This window comes from Comamonas odontotermitis (genome assembly GCF_014207855.1).
Classification (GTDB): domain Bacteria; phylum Pseudomonadota; class Gammaproteobacteria; order Burkholderiales; family Burkholderiaceae_C; genus Comamonas; species Comamonas odontotermitis_A.
In genome coordinates this window covers 1-18266 of sequence record NZ_JACHKZ010000008.1, presented here as the reverse complement: position 1 = coordinate 18266, position 18266 = coordinate 1, and the positions used below count along the sequence as shown (strand labels likewise).

The 18266-nt window shown below is 59.4% G+C and carries 17 protein-coding genes and 1 pseudogene; 10 read left to right on the top strand and 8 right to left on the bottom strand.

Annotated features, from left to right (window positions below):
- Position 1: 1 nt before the first annotated feature.
- Positions 2-790, bottom strand: a complete 789-nt coding sequence (gene tam, locus HNP33_RS08210; RefSeq protein WP_184707210.1) for a trans-aconitate 2-methyltransferase — start codon at positions 788-790, stop codon at positions 2-4.
- 18 nt (positions 791-808) lie between these two features.
- The gene (locus HNP33_RS08205) at positions 809-1795 is read right to left on the bottom strand and encodes a malate dehydrogenase (RefSeq protein WP_184707208.1); all 987 of its coding nucleotides are present in this window, start codon (positions 1793-1795) and stop codon (positions 809-811) included.
- Between the two features lie 272 nt (positions 1796-2067).
- On the opposite strand from HNP33_RS08205, the gene HNP33_RS08200 reads away from it, so the two are divergent.
- The 8 genes from HNP33_RS08200 to HNP33_RS08165 all read left to right on the top strand — a co-directional run bounded on the left by HNP33_RS08200 (position 2068) and on the right by HNP33_RS08165 (position 10129).
- Positions 2068-2862: a GntR family transcriptional regulator gene (locus HNP33_RS08200; protein ID WP_184707206.1), complete on the top strand. Its 795-nt coding sequence runs from the start codon at positions 2068-2070 to the stop codon at positions 2860-2862.
- A 137-nt stretch (positions 2863-2999) separates the two neighbouring features.
- Positions 3000-3434 (top strand): succinate dehydrogenase, cytochrome b556 subunit, encoded by a 435-nt coding sequence (gene sdhC, locus HNP33_RS08195; RefSeq protein WP_184707204.1) that lies wholly within the window; start codon positions 3000-3002, stop codon positions 3432-3434.
- 42 nt (positions 3435-3476) lie between these two features.
- Entirely contained in the window at positions 3477-3842 is a 366-nt protein-coding gene (sdhD, locus tag HNP33_RS08190; RefSeq protein WP_184707202.1) for a succinate dehydrogenase, hydrophobic membrane anchor protein, read from the top strand.
- Between the two features lie 22 nt (positions 3843-3864).
- Positions 3865-5670, top strand: coding sequence for a succinate dehydrogenase flavoprotein subunit (gene sdhA / locus HNP33_RS08185; RefSeq protein WP_184707200.1), 1806 nt, complete (start codon positions 3865-3867; stop codon positions 5668-5670).
- Positions 5671-5699: 29 nt separating this feature from the next.
- Complete coding sequence (locus HNP33_RS08180) at positions 5700-6404, top strand: succinate dehydrogenase iron-sulfur subunit (RefSeq protein WP_184707198.1); 705 nt, start codon at positions 5700-5702, stop codon at positions 6402-6404.
- 18 nt (positions 6405-6422) lie between these two features.
- Positions 6423-6713 carry a succinate dehydrogenase assembly factor 2 gene (locus HNP33_RS08175; RefSeq protein WP_184707196.1) on the top strand — a complete coding sequence of 97 codons (291 nt, stop codon included), beginning with the start codon at positions 6423-6425 and terminating at the stop codon, positions 6711-6713.
- 18 nt (positions 6714-6731) lie between these two features.
- Positions 6732-8042 carry a citrate synthase gene (locus HNP33_RS08170; RefSeq protein ID WP_184707194.1) on the top strand — a complete coding sequence of 437 codons (1311 nt, stop codon included), beginning with the start codon at positions 6732-6734 and terminating at the stop codon, positions 8040-8042.
- A 278-nt stretch (positions 8043-8320) separates the two neighbouring features.
- Positions 8321-10129, top strand: a complete 1809-nt coding sequence (locus HNP33_RS08165; protein ID WP_184707453.1) for a phosphoethanolamine transferase — start codon at positions 8321-8323, stop codon at positions 10127-10129.
- A 50-nt stretch (positions 10130-10179) separates the two neighbouring features.
- On the opposite strand, the gene HNP33_RS08160 is transcribed toward HNP33_RS08165, so the two are convergent.
- Positions 10180-11361, bottom strand: a complete 1182-nt coding sequence (locus HNP33_RS08160; RefSeq protein WP_184707451.1) for a PA0069 family radical SAM protein — start codon at positions 11359-11361, stop codon at positions 10180-10182.
- A gap of 237 nt (positions 11362-11598) precedes the next feature.
- Between HNP33_RS08160 and rnk the strand changes: the two genes are divergently transcribed.
- On the top strand, positions 11599-12012 hold the full coding sequence (gene rnk / locus HNP33_RS08155) for a nucleoside diphosphate kinase regulator (RefSeq protein ID WP_184707192.1): 414 nt from the start codon (positions 11599-11601) through the stop codon (positions 12010-12012).
- A 104-nt stretch (positions 12013-12116) separates the two neighbouring features.
- Here rnk and HNP33_RS08150 read toward each other — a convergent pair whose 3' ends face one another.
- On the bottom strand, positions 12117-13265 hold the full coding sequence (locus HNP33_RS08150) for an acyltransferase family protein (protein ID WP_184707190.1): 1149 nt from the start codon (positions 13263-13265) through the stop codon (positions 12117-12119).
- Between the two features lie 287 nt (positions 13266-13552).
- Between HNP33_RS08150 and HNP33_RS08145 the strand changes: the two genes are divergently transcribed.
- Positions 13553-14137, top strand: a complete 585-nt coding sequence (locus HNP33_RS08145) for a GbsR/MarR family transcriptional regulator (protein ID WP_184707188.1) — start codon at positions 13553-13555, stop codon at positions 14135-14137.
- Between the two features lie 161 nt (positions 14138-14298).
- Here HNP33_RS08145 and HNP33_RS08140 read toward each other — a convergent pair whose 3' ends face one another.
- The 4 genes and pseudogenes from HNP33_RS08140 to HNP33_RS08125 all read right to left on the bottom strand — a co-directional run.
- Positions 14299-14853, bottom strand: a complete 555-nt coding sequence (locus tag HNP33_RS08140; RefSeq protein WP_184707186.1) for a DUF1439 domain-containing protein — start codon at positions 14851-14853, stop codon at positions 14299-14301.
- A gap of 201 nt (positions 14854-15054) precedes the next feature.
- Positions 15055-16056 (bottom strand): NAD(P)H-dependent flavin oxidoreductase, encoded by a 1002-nt coding sequence (locus HNP33_RS08135; protein ID WP_184707184.1) that lies wholly within the window; start codon positions 16054-16056, stop codon positions 15055-15057.
- Between the two features lie 172 nt (positions 16057-16228).
- The gene (locus tag HNP33_RS08130) at positions 16229-18022 is read right to left on the bottom strand and encodes an acyl-CoA dehydrogenase (protein ID WP_184707182.1); all 1794 of its coding nucleotides are present in this window, start codon (positions 18020-18022) and stop codon (positions 16229-16231) included.
- 82 nt (positions 18023-18104) lie between these two features.
- Positions 18105-18266, bottom strand: a pseudogene (locus HNP33_RS08125) (electron transfer flavoprotein subunit alpha/FixB family protein); the annotation flags it as partial.

Below are 18266 nucleotides of genomic sequence, written 5' to 3'. Positions count from 1 at the left end.
ATTAGTTGGGGCGGCGAGCCACCAAAAACAAGCGAGGGAAAGCCAGCAGGCGCTTGCCATCGCTGCGCTTGTCGTAGGCCGCGTCGATACGGCTGGTGTATTCACTCAGAAAGCTGGCTTGCAGCTCGGGATTCAAAGGCTCCAGGAACGGACGCAGTCCGGTGCCACGGACCCATTGGACAATGGCCTCGGCACTGTCCATTGGGTGCTGGTACGCCGTGCGCCACACATCCACCTGTGCGTCACGGGCCAACAAATCGTAGTAGTCATTCAATCCGAGCAGATCGGTGCGAACCGCATGCGGATCACCGATGCTGTCTGCCCATGGTTGCTCAGCAGCCACCGCACGCATCAGGCGGTGCGTAGGCTCTTCGCGGTTGTCCGGCATCTGGATGGCCAGCACGCCGCCAGGCGCAAGCATATTGAGCAGGCGCGGGAAAAGCTGTCCATGATCCGGCACCCATTGCAGTGCTGCATTGGCAAAGATCAGGTCGGGCAAACGGCCATTGATCGTTTGAGGCTGCCAACTGGCGATATCTGCCAGATCGAAACGGGCATTCGCAAGGCGCGCACGCGCAGCCGTAAGCATCTCCTGCGAATTATCGACACCCAGCACCTGTGCATGCACAAAGCGCCGGGCCAAAAGTTCGGTGGAATTGCCCGGGCCGCAGCCAATGTCTACGACATACGCCGCATCATCAGCCAGGGGCACGCGCGCCAGCAGCTCGGCGGCCGGGCGCGTACGCTCGTCCTCAAAGCGGCTGTAGAGTTGGGCATTCCACTGAACCATGTCTATTGCCTCACCGGATTACAGCAGGTGCTTGACGCCGTCCTGCTCGCCTTGCAGCTCGGCCAGGGTCTTGTTGATGCATTCTTGCGAGAAGGCATCGATTTCCAGGCCGGTCACGATCTTGTACTCACCGTTTTCGGTGGTCACAGGGAAGCCGAAAACGATGCCGGCAGGGATGCCATATTCACCGTTGGAAGGCACACCCATGGTGACCCACTCGCCCTTGGAGCCCAGAGCCCAGTCGCGCATGTGATCGATAGCGGCATTGGCGGCAGAGGCTGCCGACGACAGGCCACGAGCAGCGATGATGGCGGCACCACGCTTGCCTACGGTAGGCAGGAACACGTCCTTGTTCCACTCTTGGTCGTTGATGGCTTCCTTCACCGATTTGCCGTCGACGGTGGCGAAGCGGTAGTCGGCGTACATTGTGGGCGAGTGGTTGCCCCAGACGGTCAGCTTGCGGATATCGCCCACCTTGAAACCACCCTTGGCCGCCAGTTGCGATGCAGCACGGTTGTGGTCCAGACGCAGCATGGCGGTGAAGTTCTTTGCTGGCAGGTCAGGCGCCGACTTCATGGCAATGTAGGCGTTGGTGTTGGCAGGGTTGCCCACGACGAGCACCTTCACGTTGCGCGAAGCAACAGCGTTCAATGCCTTGCCCTGGGCCGTGAAGATCTGTGCGTTGGCAGCCAGCAGGTCGGCACGCTCCATGCCTGGGCCGCGAGGGCGTGCGCCCACGAGCAGCGCGTAGTCGGTATCCTTGAAAGCCTGCATGGGATCGCTGTGGGCTTCGATACCAGCCAGCAGCGGGAATGCACAGTCTTCCAGCTCCATGATCACGCCCTTGAGCGCGTTCTGGGCCTTTTCGTCCGGGATTTCCAGCAATTGCAGGATGACAGGCTGGTCCTTGCCCAGCATTTCGCCGGAAGCGATGCGGAACAGCAGGGCGTAACCGATTTGACCAGCGGCGCCGGTAACAGCGACACGTACGGGCTTCTTGCTCATGGGAAAACTCCAGAAAATAGATGAGAGGTGTCCATCCAGGCCATTACCGGTAAAACATGTCGCTTTACGGCTGGCAGCATCCCAGTTACAGGCCTGTAAACAACGTGCAAGTGTACTCTTGAACGGATCACTCAGTCAATTTGTCTTATGTCTTATATAAGATATGATTGCAGCTTCGGTTGCTACAATATATGCATCCGAGATCCGAAGAACTGACTGACGCCGCCCCACCCGCGGCGCACGAGAGGTTAAGCCTCTCAAGAGACAAGCGCATGACATCCTTCACCCCCAACGCAAACGACACCAGCAGCACGGCTGCGGGCGACAGCGTGGGCGGCGGCGCTCCGGCTTTCAGCCCACTCTACCAGCAGATCAAGAGCCTGATCCTGCAAAGCCTGCAGGCCGGTGCCTGGAAGCCAGGCGAAATGATCCCCAGCGAAATGGAGCTCGCTGCCCGGTACCGCGTCAGCCAGGGAACCGTGCGCAAGGCCATCGACGAGCTGGCCGCCGACAACCTGCTGCTGCGGCGCCAGGGCAAAGGCACCTTTGTGGCCACCCATGCAGAGCGCAATGTGCAATACCGCTTTCTGCGTCTGTTGCCCGATACCGGCGACCGCAACGAGGAAGGCCCGACACAGCGCAACATCATCTCGTGCCGAACCATCAAGGGCCTGAGCGACATCTGCAAGCTGCTGCAGGTTCCTACGGGAGAGTGTCTGATCCACGTGCGGCGCGTGCTGATCCTGGCATCCACCCCCACCATTTTGGAAGACCTCTGGCTGCCCAGCAGCAGCTTCAAAGGCCTGTCGGCAGAGCAGATGCGCGACTATCCTGGCGCCACCTATGCCATGTTTGAGGTGGAATACGGCGTGCGCATGGTCCGCGCTGAAGAAAAACTGCGCGCCGTGCTGCCGGATGAGGCACAAGCCCAGCTCCTGCACATAGACCAGGCCACGCCGCTCCTCAGTGTTGAGCGTGTGGCCTACACCTATAACGATGTTCCCATGGAATTACGACGAGGCCTTTATCGCACGGACACCCACCACTACAGCAATACTCTGAGCTAGTGCGCCGGTCAAGCTACAGCGATCACCACGGGGTTTAATGAGAAACCCTTAGACCTTCGCGCTGCATTGCAATAGAATTTTCCCGGTTTGAGCAACCCGATTACATAGCAGTTACATCCACGAAAGATACATTCACTATGACAGATACCACGAAACAGCGGCCAGAGTTCCGAAATATCAATCCTCTATCGGACCTCACGACCTACCGCCTGCCTGCGGCCGCCAAGCTGTCGATCCTGCACCGCGCCAGCGGTCTGATCATGTTCCTGCTGCTGCCATTCGTAATCTGGCTGCTCGACACCTCCATTTCCTCGGAATACTCCTACGCCCGATTTGCCGCCGCCTTCAACACGGGCGCCGGCATTTTTGCTGGCTGGTTCATCAAGCTGGTGGTGCTGGCTCTGATCTGGGCCTACCTTCACCACTTCTGCGCCGGTCTGCGTCACATCTGGATGGATGTTTCGCACAAGTCGGTCACCAAGGAATTTGGACGCTCTTCCGCCCTCACCTGCTTTGCGATCAGCCTGATCCTCACCGTGGTTCTGGGCGCCAAGCTGTTTGGCCTGTATTGATTGCCTGCGACTGCATTACCCAAGAATAGAAAGGAACTCCCCATGTCCGTCAATTACGGCTCCAAGCGTGTCGTGACAGGTGCCCACTACGGCTTGCGCGACTGGCTGGCCCAGCGCGTGACCGGCCTCCTGATGGCGCTGTTCACCGTTGCCCTGCTGGTACAGGTACTGCTGATCAAAGGCCCCATCGGCTACGAGCAATGGGCTGGCATCTTTGCCCATCAGTGGATGAAGTTCATCACCGTTGGCACCCTGGTCGCCCTCGCCTACCACGCCTGGGTGGGTATGCGTGAAATCTTCATGGACTACGTCCAGCCTGCGGGCCTGCGCATTGTGCTGCAGGTGTTTGTGCTGGTGTGGTTGGTTGGCTGCCTCGGCTGGGGTCTCCAGGTTCTGTGGCGTCTGTGATCCCTGCGATTGAAAGAAAACAATGAGCTATACAAAAGAGAACATCACCAAACGCAAGTTTGACGTGGTCATCGTTGGCGCAGGCGGGTCTGGCTTGCGCGCTGCCCTGGAACTGTCCAAGGCCGGCCTGTCCGTTGCTGCACTCTCCAAGGTGTTCCCCACCCGCTCGCACACCGTTGCAGCGCAAGGCGGCGTGTCTGCCTCGCTGGGCAACATGTCGCCGGACAACTGGGAATGGCACTTCTACGACACCATCAAGGGCTCCGACTGGCTGGGCGACCAGGATGCCATCGAGTTCATGTGCCGTGAGGCACCAAAGGTGGTGTACGAACTTGAACACTTCGGCATGCCTTTTGACCGCAACCCCGATGGCACGATCTACCAACGTCCATTTGGCGGCCACACAGCCAACCACGGCGAAAAGCCAGTGCAACGCGCCTGCGCTGCAGCCGACCGCACCGGTCACGCCATGCTGCACACGCTCTACCAGCAGAACGTCAAGTCCAAGACCAACTTCTTCGTGGAGTGGATGGCGCTGGATCTGATTCGTGACGAATCGGGCGATGTCATCGGTGTGACAGCGCTGGAGTTGGAAACCGGCGATCTGTACGAACTGCACGCCAAGGCCGTGCTGCTGGCCACAGGCGGTGCCGGCCGCATCTTCCAGGCATCGACCAATGCGTTCATCAACACAGGCGACGGCCTGGGCATGGCGGCACGCGCTGGCATTCCGCTGCAAGACATGGAGTTCTGGCAGTTCCACCCCACCGGCGTGGCCGGCGCGGGCGTGCTGCTGACCGAAGGCTGCCGCGGTGAAGGCGCCATTCTGCGCAACAGCGAAGGCGAGCGCTTCATGGAACGCTATGCACCTACGCTCAAGGATCTGGCCCCCCGCGACTTCGTTTCGCGCTCGATGGACCAGGAAATCAAGGAAGGCCGAGGCTGCGGACCCAACAAGGACTACATCCTGCTGGACATGACCCACCTGGGCGCCGAGACCATCCACAAGCGCCTGCCGTCGGTGGAAGAAATCGGCCACAACTTTGCCAACGTGGACATCACCAAGGAGCCAATCCCTGTGGTGCCGACCATCCACTACCAGATGGGCGGCATTCCCACCAACATCAATGGCCAGGTCGTGGTGTGGGATGGCGAGAAGAACAATGTGGTCAACGGACTGTACGCTGTTGGCGAATGCTCCTGCGTGTCGGTGCACGGCGCCAATCGCCTGGGCACCAACTCGCTGCTGGATCTGCTGGTGTTCGGCAAGTCGGCCGGCAAGCACATCGTCAACTACGTCAATAGCTATGGCGAATTCAAGGACATGCCTGAAAACGCTTCCGACTTCTCGCTCTCTCGCCTCAACAAGCTCGACGAGTCGAGCAGCGGTGAGTATGCGCAGGATGTGGCCAACGACATCCGCAATTGCATGCAGCAGCACGCAGGTGTGTTCCGCACGCAAAAGAGCATGGACGAAGGCGTCAAGAAGATTGCCGACATCCGCGCTCGCGTGGGCGGCGTGACCCTCAAGGACAAGTCCAAGGTCTGGAACACGGCCCGCATGGAAGCACTGGAAGTGGCCAACCTGATCGAAGTGGCGCAGGCCACCATGGTTTCTGCCGCTGCCCGTACCGAGTGCCGTGGCGCCCATACTGTGGACGACTACGAGCACCCTGCCGATGATCCAAAGTATCCACTGGGCCGCAATGACATCGACTGGCTCAAGCACACCCTGTGGTACAGCGATTCCAACAGCCTGGATTACAAGCCGGTCCAGCTCAAGCCGCTGACCGTGCCATCCGTGCCTCCCAAGGTTCGTACGTTCTAATCCACGCAGCCCACGAAAGAACATCCCAAATGAAGCGTACTTTCAAAATCTACCGTTACGATCCCGATAAAGACGCCAAGCCCTACATGCAGACGGTTGAGGTCGAACTCGACGGTCATGAGCGCATGCTGCTGGACGCCCTGGTCAAGCTCAAGGCGATGGATCCATCCATCTCGTTCCGCCGCTCCTGCCGTGAAGGCGTGTGCGGCTCGGACGCCATGAACATCAACGGCAAGAACGGCCTGGCGTGCCTGACCAACATGAACACCCTCAAGGGTGAGATTGTGCTCAAGCCGCTGCCTGGCCTGCCCGTGATCCGCGACCTGATCGTGGACATGACCCAGTTCTTCAAGCAGTACCACTCGATCAAGCCCTACCTGATGGCTGACAGCTTTGTCGCCAACGACAAGGAGCGTCTGCAGTCGCCCGAAGAGCGCGAAGAGCTCAATGGCCTGTATGAATGCATTCTGTGCGCCAGCTGCTCGACCAGCTGCCCATCATTCTGGTGGAACCCCGACAAGTTCGTGGGCCCAGCCGGTCTGCTGCAGGCCTACCGCTTCATCGCGGACAGCCGCGATGACCACACCAGCGAGCGCCTGGACAACCTGGAAGACCCCTACCGTCTGTTCCGTTGCCACACCATCATGAACTGCGTGGACGTGTGCCCCAAGCACCTCAACCCCACGAAGGCGATTGGCAAGATCAAGGAACTGATGGTTCGTCGCGCCGTCTAAGAACCAGGTAGAGCAAAAATGGAAAACGAACTGCTGGATGAACGTGCCCGTGATCTGCTGCGCTGGCGCAGCCGACGCGGCCTGGTGGAGAACGACATCTTCATCGAGCAGTTCTTCCACACTTATGGAGCAAGCCTGAATGTCCGCCAGGCACAAGGGCTGACCGCTTTGATGAATCTGTCGGACAACGATCTGTTGGACTTGCTGCTCAACCGCAAGGAACCAACAAGCGACCTCGACAAACCTGATGTTCATGAAGTGCTGGGAATGCTGCGCAGCCGAAAACACCGCGCATCCCTAGCGGACTAACTCGAGAAGGAACCAGTTATGAAACTAGCAGACAACAAAGCCACGCTATCGTTTAGCAATGGCGCAGCAAGCGTGGACCTGCCGGTCTACCAGGGCAGCATCGGCCCGGATGTGATCGACATCCGCAAGCTGTACGCCCAAACCGGCATGTTCACCTATGACCCAGGTTTCCTCTCGACGGCTGCCTGTCAGTCCGCCATTACCTATATCGATGGCGACAAGGGTGAACTGCTGTACCGTGGCTACCCCATTGAACAGCTGGCCAAGAACTGCAATTACCTCGAAACCTGCTATCTGCTGCTGTACGGCGAACTGCCCAACGAAAAGCAAAAGGCAGACTTTGAGAACACCGTGACCCAGCACACGATGGTCAACGAGCAGATGCAGTTCTTCCTGCGCGGCTTCCGCCGTGACGCACACCCCATGGCTGTGCTGACCGGCCTGGTGGGCGGCATGTCGGCCTTCTACCATGACAGCACCGACATCAACAACCCAGAGCACCGCAACATCGCTGCGATCCGTCTGATCGCCAAGATGCCGACCCTGGTTGCCATGGCTTACAAGTATGGCGTTGGCCAGCCTTACATGTATCCCAAGAACGATCTGTCGTACGCAGGCAATTTCATGCGCATGATGTTCGGCAACCCTTGCGAGGAATACCAGGTCAACCCCGTGGTGGAACGCGCGCTGGACCGCATCTTCATCCTGCATGCAGACCACGAGCAGAATGCATCGACCTCCACCGTGCGTCTGTGCGGTTCGTCGGGCACCAACCCGTTTGCCGCCATTTCCGCTGGCGTGGCCTGCCTGTGGGGCCCTGCCCACGGTGGCGCCAACGAAGCCTGCCTGAACATGCTGGAGCACATCCAGGCCAATGGCGGTATCGCCAAGGTGGGCGAGTTCATGGAACAAGTGAAGGACAAGAACAGCGGCGTCAAGCTGATGGGCTTTGGCCATCGCGTCTACAAGAACTACGACCCACGCGCCAAGCTGATGCAGGAAACCTGCAACGAAATCCTGGCAGAACTGGGTCTGGAAAACGATCCACTGTTCGCGCTGGCCAAGCAATTGGAAAAGATCGCGCTGGAAGACGACTACTTCGTGTCGCGCAAGCTGTACCCGAATGTAGACTTCTACTCCGGCATCGTGCAGCGCGCCATCGGCATCCCTGTCAAGCTGTTCACCGGTATCTTTGCACTGGCCCGCACCGTGGGCTGGATCGCTCAGCTCAACGAGCAGATGGCTGATCCTGAGTACAAGATCGGTCGCCCTCGCCAGCTGTACACCGGCTCGGTGGTGCGCGACGTCAAGCCTATCGCACAGCGCTGAGCCATGTCCGCAGGTGCCTCTTCTTAGCGAGGCGCCAATGCAGATCCAACCCGCCTCTGGCGGGTTTTTCTTTGCCTACACCACGCGGAAAGCCTCTGGCGGCCCTTTTACCGGGCAATGGTCTGCTCCAACGTCAAGGGCCACTTTCATCTCTGTGACACATTAATGCCGCTTTAAGCTGCCCCCGCGACCATGCGCGGATGAAGTTTCTCGCCCGGCTGCTCTCCCTCGCTGGTAAATCCATTGTCCCCTCCGCAAGTGCTGCAGTTCCGCCTTCCATGGCTGGCAATCTGCCCACTCTGGGCGAGTTGTCATTGCCCTCCAACCAAGGCCTGGTACAGGCCCGCCCTGTATGGACGGTCGCGCTGATCATCAGCTTGTGGCTCGCCAGCATCGGAAACCTTGCCTTGTGGAAGGCTGTTGCAGCAATCTCTGAGCAAGGGGGTACCCAGCAGTGGGTACTGGGGCTGGCCCTCGGCCTGGCCATTGCCATGGCCTGCTGGGCGATCCTGAACCTGCTCAGTTGGGGCCGGGCATCCAAACCTGTGATGGTGCTTCTGTGCTGGATGACGGCGTTTGCCGCGTACTTCATGCTCAACTACGGCATTGCCATCGATGCGTCCATGCTGGTCAACGTGCTGCAGACCGATGCACGCGAGGCAAGCGATCTGCTGCACTGGAGTCTCTTTGTCACCGTAGGCGCCATTGCCATACCACCTACCTGGTGGTTGCTGCGCCAAAACCTGCAGCCCAACACCAGTTGGCGCCCACTGCTGCGCCAGCTGGGCTTCATGCTTGTGGCCGTGGTGGCGATGGTGCTGGTGGTTCTGGCGGGGTTTCGTCCCATCTCATCCACCATGCGCAACCACACTCAGTTGCGCTACATGATGAACCCGCTCTCGACGCTGTATGCCGCGGGCAGCCTTGGCGTGCAGCAATTCCATCGCCGCGACACCACGCTTTACCCCATTGGTCAGGATGCCAAGCTGGGCGCCAGCTATATCGGCCAATCGCAATTCCCCATCTATGTACTAGTGGTGGGAGAAACCGGCCGCGCGGGCAACTTTGGCATCTATGGCTATGATCGTGCCACCACGCCCCAGCTCTCGGCCCGCAATGATCTGGCCGTGGCCAAGGATGCCTGGTCCTGCGGAACCAGCACTGCGGTATCGCTGCCATGCATGTTCTCGCACCTGGGGCGAGATGGCCAGACCAGTAGCAAATCCTATGAAAACCTGCTGGATGTGCTGCAACGCGCTGGCCTGGCAGTGCTGTGGGTAGACAACCAGTCTGGTTGCAAAGGCGTATGCGCGCGCGTACACAGTGCCGCAACCCTGCCCGCCAGCAATGAGCCATCCGCTCCGGAAAAAACCGATGCAGGCAAAACCATTGCCCTGACCGCACAGGAACAGGCCGCCCTTTGCAAGGATGGCGAGTGCGTTGACATGGCGCTGCTGGATGATCTGGACAATCGCATCAATGCACTGCCTGCAGAGCAACGTACACGCGGCGTAGTGCTGGTGCTGCACCAGATGGGCAGCCATGGACCGGCATACTTCAAGCGCTCGCTTTCCCAGGACAAGAAATTTTCCCCTGAGTGCACCAATGTCGCGCTGCAGTCGTGCGACCGTGAATCGCTGGTCAATGCCTATGACAACAGCATTGTCGCGACCGACCGGATGCTGGGCGGCCTGATCGGCTGGCTGGAGCAAAAAGGCCAGCGCCAGCCCACCGCCATGATGTATGTGGCCGACCACGGCGAATCGCTGGGCGAGAACAACCTCTATCTGCATGGCCTGCCCTACTCCGTCGCACCCGACGTGCAAAAGCATGTGCCCTGGATCACCTGGCTGTCGCCGCTGATGCAGCAACGCATGGGCGTAAGCACTGCCTGCCTGCAGCAATCCGTGGGCAGCAGCAGAATCAGCCACGACAACTACTTTCACTCGGTGCTGGGCCTGACAGATGTGCAAACCAGCCTGCACGACCCCAAGCTGGATATTTTTTCCAACTGCACTACCCCTGGCAGCAGCCAATCACATCCAGGTGTGGCGGCCATGGCAGCCCATACCGGCGCCGCTGCCTGAATATCTGCCCGAGCGGCACGGGTGACAACGCTGAACGCACCCAACCCGGGCTAAAACAGGCTGCTTTGCTGCGGCCCGCGCTGGCCTTGCTGCCATGCGGCAAAGGGAGCCCAATCCAGTGGCTCCCGCTCCCGCCCGTAACCTAGCTGCTCGCAACTGCGCGCAAAGCGCTGGCGAACCAATTGCGCCCACAGGCCCTGGCCTTTCATGCGGGTGAGATAGTCACTGCTGTAGCTTTTGCCGCGCGCACGTTCCTCGTCGCTGATCTGGTGCAGATCGCGCACACGCTCCATCACTCGCGCGGCTCTCTGCGGGTAGTGTGCCTGCAGCCATTGCTGAAACACGCCGTTCAGCTCCCAGGGCAGGCGCAGCACTGTGTAGAAAGCGGTAGTTGCACCTGCTTCACGCGCCGCCTCCAGTACCTGCTCCATGTCGTCGTTCAAAAAGGGGATGTGCGGTGCAACACTGACGCCCACAGGAATCCCAGCTTCTGCCAGGCGGCGTATGGTCTGCAGTCTTCGATGCGGCGCAGCAGCGCGAGGCTCCAATAACCTTGCCAGCCGTCCATCCAGGGTGGTGATGGTGATATAGACCGCAGAACGCTTGCAGCTTGCAGCCCTTGCTATCAAATCAATATCGCGCTCCACGCCACTGCTTTTGGTGATCACCGAGAACGGGTGGCAGGCTTCGTGCAGAACCTCGATCACCTGCCGCGTCAGTCGCCAATCCCGTTCAATCGGCTGGTAGCAGTCGGTGGCAGAGCCAATGTTGAGTGATGCTGGCCGGTAGCGGGGATGGCCGATCTCACGCCGCAGCACCTCTGCAATATTGGTTTTGGCAAACAGCTGCGTCTCGAAATCCAGTCCCGGTGACAGATTGAGGTAGCTGTGATACGGCCGTGCATAGCAATAGATGCAGCCATGCTCGCAGCCGCGGTAGGGGTTGACCGAATGATCGAAGAAGATGTCTGGCGAATCGTTCTTCTGGATCGCACTGCGGGCCCGCTCCTCGTGTACCTGGGTGCTTGGCGCCTGTGCAGCCTGTTGCCACCATATCGCCTCGTCGTGCGAAACCTCCTGGTCTTGCGCATCAGTACCCGCGCCCTGAGCCATGGAGCCACTCCAGCCATCATCCAACCATTCCCGCTGCTCCTTGGCAAACCGGTGCAGGGGTGCCGAGACAGCCCCTCGCCCTTTCAGGGCAATGCGAACGGGCGGAGCCCCCTCCGGCACCGGCTCCGCATCTTCGCTCGTGCGCAGCCATTCCTCATCGCAGGAGATGCTCGGAAAATGAGAGGAATGCTTACTTTTTGGCACGATACTGCCCTGATAAACTGTATATTTATACAGTATACAAAGACAATCCAAGCATGCCAACAGAAAGGATTGACCACCTCCTATTCGCACCAATATGGTGCGAGATTACGGATCGCCTACAGTTCAACTTTTCATCATCCAGAGGAAGTTTTGATGTCTCGCAAGCCCCATCTCATCTTGTCGTCGCTGGACGTGGATCGCCTGGAGGCATTGCTGACTCAAATGTCTGCTGCGGCTTTCCCCGGAAAAGCCGATCTGGAAGCAGAAATTGCGCGTGCCGATATCGTCGAGCCCAAGGATATCCCACCCGATGTAGTGACCATGAACTCGACGGTCACCTTCGACATGGCTGAATCGGGCAAACAATTCCAGCTCACGCTGGTCTACCCCAAGGATCTGGATGGCAGCACTGAAAAGGTTTCGGTCTTCGCGCCCGTAGGCAGCGCACTGCTGGGCCTGTCGGTAGGAGACGAACTGTCATGGCCGTCGGTGGGCGGCAAGATCATGACCGTGCGCGTGACCGGTATCGTCTACCAACCAGAGCGCGCAGGCGAACTGCACCGCTGATCATCTGTTGATTGCGATTGGCTGGTGATGCCACTTGCAGGCCAATGGCGACCTCATGAAAAAAGCACGCCATGGCGTGCTTTCGTTTTCATGTCGAAAAGCGCTTACAGCGCGAAACGGGTGCTCAACAGGCTGACGGCAAGGCCAGCGCCGATAAAGCCCAGCTCCCAACGCGCCACGCCTTTGAGGCTCGGCGTGCGTGTCTCGACAAAGTGGTAAAGCACACGCCCGGCCAGCAGTGACAGCCCGAAGGCCGCACACATGCCCAGCCAGTTGAGCCAGGGTTGTGTCGCAATCACCTGCGAAGCCACGGCATTGCACAGCACCACGATGGAAAAGTGCACGAGAAACACCGAATACGAAAACTGCCCCAGCGACTGCAACCAGCGCAGCGGCGCCACATGGCTCGCCAGCCAGCACCCCGTCTTGCCATCGGAAGGCACACGCATCAGCCACAGCAAAGCCACGGCACTGGCCAAGGCCACTGCAATGCGCAAGCGGAATTCGACCTCGAAAGAGACAACCCCCAGCAAGAGGAGCAGCGCCGTCCATGCCCAGGGCCGGCTACTCGCCTTGCCCCAATAAGCGAGCATGCCCATGCCATAGGCACCGATGAAGTAAACAAACCACATGTCCAGATCGCTGTTGCGGTTGAGCACCCACAGCGATAGTGCAGACAAGCCAATCACCAGGTACTGCCCAATCGACAGCCCCATCCAACGCCACGACCAGCCTCGCGTGGCAGCAAACAGCAGGGTCACTGCGGCAAACAGCTGAAAATCGATGGCCACATACCAGACACCGGCCGATAGCGCGTCTTCGCCCGTGATGTCCTGCAGCATCAGGGCATTGGCAATCAGCTGGTGCCAGCTGGGCTCGCCAGGTACGGATTCATGCGCAAACCAGGGGCGTACCACGGCTGCAATCAGCACGGCAAACAGCAGGGCAACGGAATATGGCGCCAGCAGCCGCAGCGCACGTTTACCAATTTTTTCCAAGGGCTGGTCAAACCGAGCAACGCCTTGGGGCACCAGGCTCGCTGCGGCCAGGTAGCCGCCCATGACCAGGAATATCTGCACGGCGATACGGGCGTAGTCGGCCAGCCAATCAATCACACCCGGGGTGACCTGGCGAGCAACGTCCGACATCGGGCCATAGAAGGCCAGGTGATGCCACACGATGGCCGCGCAGCACGCTCCTTTGATGACGTCCAGCCACAGATTGCGATTGTTATGCGTTGTTGTAGAAGACAAGGTCGTCAGGCCGGCGGCGCACCGCAAGGGGCAAGACCGGCCAGCCCCATTCAATCGCCGCAAACATGGATTGGATGGGTACGCCCGACAAGCACTCCAGCAATGGAGACCGGCAGTGGTCAAACACAGCAGCAGCGCTGCACAAACAGCGCTGCTCAAGGTCTAACGCCTTGCCGCGCAGGCTGGTTGACGCTGCAACGTGCAAATTCGCGTTCTTTACATAGAAGGGTTTTCACCAGGTTGCCGCGAGGGATTCAGCATTTTCTGAAAAGACCGATAATCCAGCCATGAAAACACCCGAAGCCCCACTGCCCGAACTCACCCGCCAGTTTGTTTCGCATTTCGGTGAAATGGGCAGCCGCTGGGGCATCAACCGGACCGTGGGGCAGATCTATGCATTGATCTTTCTGTCACCGCGCCCGATCAATGCCGATGAGATCGCCGAAGGCCTGTCGTTCTCGCGCTCCAATGTCAGCATGGGACTGAAAGAGCTGCAATCCTGGCGCCTGGTGCATATGCGCCACCTGCCTGGTGACCGCCGTGAGTATTTTGAATCGCCCAGCGATGTGTGGGAGATATTTCGCACGCTGGCTGAAGAGCGCCGCCGCCGCGAGATCGAACCTACGCAATCGATGCTGCGCTCCGCCCTGCTACAGGAAACCCACTCGGACGACGAAAAATACGCCCAGCAACGCATGCAGGAGATGTACGACCTGATCGACCGCCTGATGACCTGGTTTGACGATGTACAGCGCCTGAACCCAGAAACCGCCATGCAGCTCATGGGCATGGGCAGCGCCGTCACCCGCGTACTGAGCCTCAAGGATCGCCTGACTGGTAAGTCCGCAGGCAAAAAAGAAAACAACGACTAAGAGCCACTAGCACAACCCAGCAAATCGCAGATTTGCGGTTGAAACGAGGAGCCGGGCCGCGTCAGGCGAAGCCGCAGGCAGTACAGACGTACGACAAGGCTGGGTGCCCCGACTAGGCGCCCCCGACGAGGCAACGACGTACAAGGGTTGTGTTCGCGGCTCTAAGACTGCTCAGTGCCTAGCAGCTTGGGCGCAAGAACGATGCGCAGCTTGTCCGCCTGCACTTCCATGCTGTGCACCGTATAGCCCAGGCCTTTGAGCAGCATGCGCTGGCTGGCGGGAAGCTCATACACGGCAAGGCCGTTCAACACCTGCTCCGCCAGGCGCGGCGCATAGGTCTGGAACATGGGCTGGTACTGCGGCGGCACGCCTTGCATGTGAAGCTGCTCTACGCGGACATGCTGCATACGGATGGTGCTGTCAGCGTCGTTGTAGTACAGGCCAAAATCCAACGCTATCTGGCCGGGATACTCGGTGTTCATCAGCTTTTCAGTCACCCAGATATCCAGCATGGTGCGCAGGCTGTTGCTGCTGGCCAGCAACTGCACGGAGGGCTTTTGCAGCTGAATCACCACCATGCCCTGCCACGACCGCGCCAGCGGAAACTTGGCCGCCACAGCGCTTTGCAGCTGAGACTGGGTAATGCTGATGCTGCGCGCACCCTGCGGCAGGGCAGACAGTGCGGACAGTTGCGTGCCTGTAGCAAAGCCTGGCAAGGTCGAACACGCCAGGAGCGCGCCAACACAGGCACGGCGGGATATTGGAAAGGCGGGTAACCCGCATCGCTGAAACATATAAAACTTATAGCAGACGGCACGCCATTGGAGCGCGCCAGCAGCCAAAAGTTCTGTAATCAGGTGTACCGCTATCTCAGAGGAAGCTGGCAGCCCTGGGGGTAGGCATGCCAGCGTGGTGGTTCAGACCACCGCCGTCTCACCCGCTGCAGCCAGACGCTCGGCAGCGGTAGCACGCTCCACCAATCCATCCCGGGCAGCAAAGTACTCACGCTTGAGCCGCGCGACCAATTCGGCGGCTGGCACCACCTGTTTGATGGCGCCAATACCCTGGCCACTGCCCCAGATGTCTTTCCAGGCCTTGCGCTCCTTGCCAAAGCTCATCGAGCTTGGATCGGAGACCGGCAAATTGTCCGGGTCCATCCCTGCTGCACGAATCGACGGGCTCAGGTAGTTGCCATGCACACCGGTGAACAGGTTGCTGTAGATGATGTCATCCGAATTGGAATTGACGATCATCTGCTTGTACTCTTCCACCGCGCGTGCTTCATCGGTCGCAATGAAGGCCGAACCGATATAGGCAAAGTCCGCACCCATGGCCTGCGCTGCCAGCACTGCACGTCCACTGGCAATGCTGCCCGACAGCGCCAGCGGGCCATCAAACCATTCACGGATTTCCTGCACCAGTGCAAACGGGCTCTTGATGCCCGCGTGCCCACCCGCACCTGCTGCAACGGCAATCAGGCCATCCGCCCCCTTGTCGATGGCCTTGTGCGCAAAGGTATTGTTGATGATGTCGTGCAGCACCACGCCGCCCCAGCTGTGCGCTGCCTGGAACACGTCTTCGCGCGCTCCCAGCGAGGTGATGAGGATGGGCACCTTGTACTTCTCGCACAGCGCCATGTCGTGCTCCAGCCGCTCGTTGGTACGGTGCACGATCTGGTTGATGGCAAACGGCGCTGCGGGGCTGTCGGGGTGGGCCTGGTTGTGCGCAGCCAGCTCTTCGGTAATTTCGGCCAACCAGTCTTCCAGCTGCTCGGCCGGCCGGGCATTGAGCGCAGGCATGGAACCCACAATGCCCGCCTTGCACTGCGCAATCACCAACTTGGGATTGCTGATGATGAAAAGCGGCGAACCGATCACCGGAAACGGCACGTGTTTCAATGCGCCAGGAAGTTGGGACATGGGATCTCCTTCGATTCAATAGGCCTTGGGGCCAGCCAGCAGCCGTTCTTGCAAACGGCCGCGTGTCATGGGTAATCGGTGTAAAAAAGCTGCTCACGCCCACCATGTTTGTGCAAGCAGCCCTTTGCTTCATTGCAATCCAGGCGGTGATCACTGACCGCCTGCCCTGCCATCAGAAGCTATCGAGCGGCAAGGCCATCACCGATGCGCCACCGTGCAGAATCTCATCACGCAATGCCGAAGTTTTTACCAAAATATGCTCGCCATAGAAACGAGCGGTTGTCACCTTGGCTTCGAGGAAAGCCTTGTCGCCGCTGCCAGTTGTGAGCAACTCCTGCGCTGCCAGCAAGGCGCGGCCCATCTGCCAACCCGCCACCAGATTGCCCGCCAGCATGAGATACGGCACGCTGCCGGCAAATACATCGTTGGGAGCCGACTTGCTGGTGTCGACAACAAAATCCACCACATCCAAAAATGCCTTGCGGGCTTTTTCCAAATTGATGGCCAGCGATCTTGCACCCTCGCTACCGCTGGCAATGAGCGCCTTCTCGGTCGCCTCGATCTGGCTGGCAACGCCCTTGGCCACCTGTCCGCCATCGCGCGCCGTCTTGCGGCCCACCAAATCGTTGGCCTGGATGGCCGTGGTGCCTTCGTAGATAGTCAGAATTTTGGAATCCCGGTAGTACTGGGCTGCTCCGGTTTCCTCGATGAAACCCATGCCGCCATGCACCTGCACGCCCAGGCTGGTCACCTCCTGGCTCATCTCGGTGCTGTAGCCCTTGATCAGCGGCACCAGAAACTCATAAAAGGCCTGGTTGACCTTGCGAACCTCGGCATCGGGGTGCTGGTGCGCAGCATCAAACGATGCAGCTCCCGTCAGCGCCATCGCGCGACATGCCTCGGTGTATGCACGCATGGTCATCAACATGCGACGGATATCCGGGTGGTGAATGATGGTGGCGCTGCCCGCCACGCTGCCATCCACCGGACGGCTCTGCACACGTTCCTTGGCATAGGCCACTGCATGCTGGTAGGCGCGCTCGGCAATGGCCACGCCTTCCATGCCCACGGCGTAACGTGCGGCGTTCATCATGATGAACATGTATTCGAGGCCGCGGTTCTCCTCGCCCACCAGATAACCCACTGCACCGCCGTTGTCGCCATACTGCAGCACACAGGTAGGCGATGCCTTGATGCCCAGCTTGTGCTCAATGCTGACGCAGTGCACATCATTGCGTGCGCCGAGAGAGCCGTCACCATTCACCAGGAACTTGGGGCAGACAAACAGGCTGATACCCTTGACACCCTCTGGCGCACCAGCCGCACGGGCCAGTACCAGGTGCACGATGTTCTCTGCCATATCGTGCTCACCATAGGTGATGAAGATTTTGGTGCCAAAGAGCTTGTAGCTGCCATCGGCCTGTTTGTCGGCACGTGTGCGCACCAGGGCCAGGTCCGAACCAGCCTGCGGCTCGGTCAGGTTCATCGTTCCCGTCCACTGGCCGGAGACCAGCTTTTCGAGGTAGATATTCTTGAGCGCATCGCTGCCCGCAGTCAGCAGTGCCTCGATGGCGCCATCGGTCAGCAACGGGCACAGTGCAAAGCTCATGTTGGCGCTGTTGAGCATTTCGACACAGGCCGCGCCAATCGTCTTGGGCAAGCCCTGGCCACCTGCATCCACGGGGTGCTGCAAGCCCTGCCAGCCGCCTTCCACATACTGCCTGAAGGCATCCTTGAAGCCGGCGGTTGTGGTGACCGTGCCGTCCTTCCAGGTGGAGGGGTGTAAATCTCCCGGCACATTGAGCGGCGCCACCACTTCTTCATTGAAGCGCGCGCACTCTTCCAGCACAGCCTGTGCGGTATCCAGACCGGCATCTTCAAAGCCCGGGATCTGCGCCACCTGGTCGATCCTGGCCAGATGCTCGATCGCAAACAGCATGTCTTTTACGGGCGCCTTGTAGCTCATTGTCTTGTCTCCAACCATCTAATTAATCGTGTATCTCTCAAAGAAAAAGGCATCACGCCGGATGCCTTTTGTGTGCGCTCTTTTACAGCTTGCCCACCATCTCGGGCACCGCCTCGAACAGATCGGCCACCAGGCCATAGTCGGCCACACTGAAGATCGGTGCCTCCTCGTCCTTGTTGATCGCCACGATCACCTTCGAGTCCTTCATGCCCGCCAAGTGCTGGATCGCACCCGAGATGCCCGC